This is a genomic window from Kitasatospora sp. NPDC091257, assembly GCF_044757675.1.
Lineage (GTDB): Bacteria > Actinomycetota > Actinomycetes > Streptomycetales > Streptomycetaceae > Kitasatospora > Kitasatospora lactacystinica.
Genome location: NZ_JBIVVI010001128.1, coordinates 1 through 2,957, shown reverse-complemented (window position 1 = coordinate 2,957; position 2,957 = coordinate 1). Strand labels below are relative to the sequence as shown.

Sequence of the window (2,957 nt, the reverse complement as noted above, 5' to 3'; positions counted from 1 at the left end):
CCCAAGGAGGCGTTGCACGTGACCGAGGACCGTACCCCCGCGGTGGCCGAGAACCCCGAGGCCGAGGGCGGCGAGGAGCCCGAGCAGCACAAGGGCCGCAAGAACGGTCTCTACGGCGAGATCTCCGACGAGCTGGCCGCCTCGATGAAGTCCGGCTGGGCCGACACCGAGCTGCACGGCCTCTCCCCCGTCGCCCAGGCCCCGTACGCGGCCGAGCGCCGCGCCGCGCTCTCCGCCGCCTTCCCCGGCGAGCGCCTGGTCGTCCCGGCCGGCAACCTGCGGGTCCGCTCCAACGACACCGACTACGCGTTCCGCGCCTCCAGCGAGTACGTCCACCTCACCGGTGACCAGACCGAGGACGCGGTGCTGGTCGGCGAGCCGACCGGCGACACCGGCCACGCGTTCGTGCTCTACCTGCTGCCCCGCTCGAACCGCGAGAACGGCGAGTTCTGGCTGGACGGCAACGGCGAGCTGTGGGTCGGCCGCCGGCACAGCCTGAGCGAGCAGGAGCAGCTGCTCGGCCTGCCCGCCCGCGACGTGCGCCAGGCCGCCGAGGAGCTGGCCGCGAAGGCCGCGGACCCCGCCGTGCCGACCCGGATCGTCCGCGGCTACGACGCCGGCCTGGAGGCCGCGCTCGCCGACGCCCTGGACGAGGACAAGGACGCCGGGCTCAAGGAGTTCCTGAGCGGCCTGCGGCTGGTCAAGGACGCGTGGGAGATCGGCGAGCTGCGCGCCGCCTGCGACGCCACCGTCAAGGGCTTCACCGACGTGGTCCGCGAGCTGGGCCAGGCCGTCGCCACCTCGGAGCGCTGGATCGAGGGCACCTTCTGGCGCCGCGCCCGGGTCGAGGGCAACGACGTCGGCTACGGCACCATCGCCGCGGCCGGCCCGCACGCCACCACCCTGCACTGGGTGCGCAACGACGGCGACGTGCGCCCCGGCGAGCTGCTGCTGCTGGACGCGGGCGTGGAGACCAGCACCCTCTACACCGCCGACGTCACCCGCAGCCTGCCGATCAACGGCCGCTTCACCGGGCTCCAGCGCCGGATCTACGACGCCGTGTACGACGCCCAGGAGGCCGGCATCGCCGCGGTGCGGCCCGGCGCCCGGTTCCGCGACTTCCACGAGGCCTCGCAGCGCGTCCTCGCCGAGCGGCTGCTCGCCTGGGGCCTGCTGGACGCCTCGGTGTACGACGTCGAGAAGGTCCTGGAGCTCGGCCTCCAGCGCCGCTGGACCCTGCACGGCACCGGGCACATGCTCGGCCTGGATGTCCACGACTGCGCCCACTCGCGCCGCGAGGAGCACGTCGACGCGCTGCTGGTCCCCGGCATGGTGCTGACCGTCGAGCCCGGCCTGTACTTCCAGCAGGACGACCTGACCGTGCCGGAGGAGTACCGCGGCATCGGCGTCCGGATCGAGGACGACATCCTGGTCACCGCCGACGGCAACGAGAACCTCTCGGCCGGCCTGCCCCGCAGCGCCGAGGACGTCGAGGCCTGGATGGCCTCGCTCGCCTGAGCCGCCGCACGACGGCCATGACGAGGCCACGGTGAAGGGCCCGGCCTCCCGAGCAGTGGGAGGCCGGGCCCTTCGGCTTCGGTGCGGGCTCAGCCCTTGCTGTAGGGCTGGACCAGGGAGTCCGCGCTGTGGTGGCCGGCGGCCACCCCGCCGACCTCGATGGCCATCGGTCCGGCGTGCCGCGCCACCGCGACCCGGAAGGTGTACGAGACCGAGCTGCCCGGGAGGAGGTCCGCCAGCTCGGCCGGCTCAGCCCCGAGCCGACCGTTGCAGTCCTGGACCGTGGTGAGGGTCTTCCACTCGTCGCCGACCTTCGCCTGCACCGTGACGTCCGACTCGGACAGCCCCTCGCTGTTCCGGGTGGACAGGAACACCGACGGGTACAGCCGGGTGACACCGTCCGGCGAGGAGAGCTTGTAGGAGAACTCGGTCGGGGCGCCGCCGTAGACCAGCAGGGACGGCTCGGAGACCGAGTTCACCACCGGGCGGTGGGCATCGACGACCTTCGCGGTCACCACGCTCCTGGCCATGTCCTTGTACGACTTGGCGTGCGGGGTCGGGGCGTCCGCCTCGATGGCGAGGCTTCCGGGGCGGTTGTTCACGTCGAGCGACATCCGGTACTCGACCGTCCGGCTCTCGCCCGCGGCCAGGGTGAAGGCGGCGGCGTCGCCGGTGCCCGCGTAGTCCATCCCGCCGCCCTGGCTCAGTGCCGGCAGGGCGGTCCAGCCCGAGGCGTCCTTGCGCTCCAGCGTGCCCTCCGCCATCGAGAGCACCAGCTGGCACGGCGCGCCCTCGTACTGCTGCGTCGCCACCACCGGCGCCACCGCGCGGGTGCCCGAGGCGTCGTTGTTCTTCCAGGTCACCGAGAACGCGACCTTGTCGCCCACCTGGATCTTCTGGCCCTCGCGCAGGCCGTTGAAGGTGATGCCGATGCCGCCGGGCCTGGCGGGCGCCGGCTTGGCGGAGACCGGCTTGGCCGGCGCCTTCGCGGCCGGCTTGGCGTCGGTCCCGGCGGCAGCGGGGGCCGCGGGCGCCTCCGTCGCGGGCGCGGCGGCGGCCGGAGCCGCCTCGGTGGTCGGCGCGGCAGGGGTGGTCGGCGCGGCCGGGGTGGGGGTGGCCGGGACGGCGCCCGCGCCCGGCGTGGCCGAGGAGGTGACGGCCGGGGTGGAGGTGGGGGCGGAGGCGGCGACGGACGCTCCGCCGTTCGTCGGGCCGCAGGCGGCGACACCGATGGCGGCGACGACGGCCAGCGGGACAATCTTCGCAATACGGGCGATAACGGACGCGTTCATGTGACAGTCCCCCCAAGGACACGTGGTGATGAAGGTGATGGTGATCGGATGAACGGGCGCCTGATGTCGCGCCCCGAGGAGCCGGCCCGAGCCCCCCGGCTCCGCCGGCTCGCTCTCCCCGCCTCTCACCCTGATAGACGTCCATCC

At 73.8% G+C, this 2,957-nt stretch carries 2 protein-coding genes; one reads left to right on the top strand and one right to left on the bottom strand.

From position 1 onward, the window contains the following. The first annotated feature begins 18 nt into the window (after nt 1-18). A complete protein-coding gene (locus ACIQOV_RS35300; RefSeq protein WP_401054927.1) occupies nt 19-1,518 on the top strand; it encodes an aminopeptidase P family protein in 1,500 nt (499 codons plus the stop codon). 89 nt (nt 1,519-1,607) lie between these two features. On the opposite strand, the gene ACIQOV_RS35295 is transcribed toward ACIQOV_RS35300, so the two are convergent. Next, entirely contained in the window at nt 1,608-2,810 is a 1,203-nt protein-coding gene (locus ACIQOV_RS35295; protein WP_401054926.1) for a hypothetical protein, read from the bottom strand. Between the last annotated feature and the right edge of the window lie 147 nt (nt 2,811-2,957).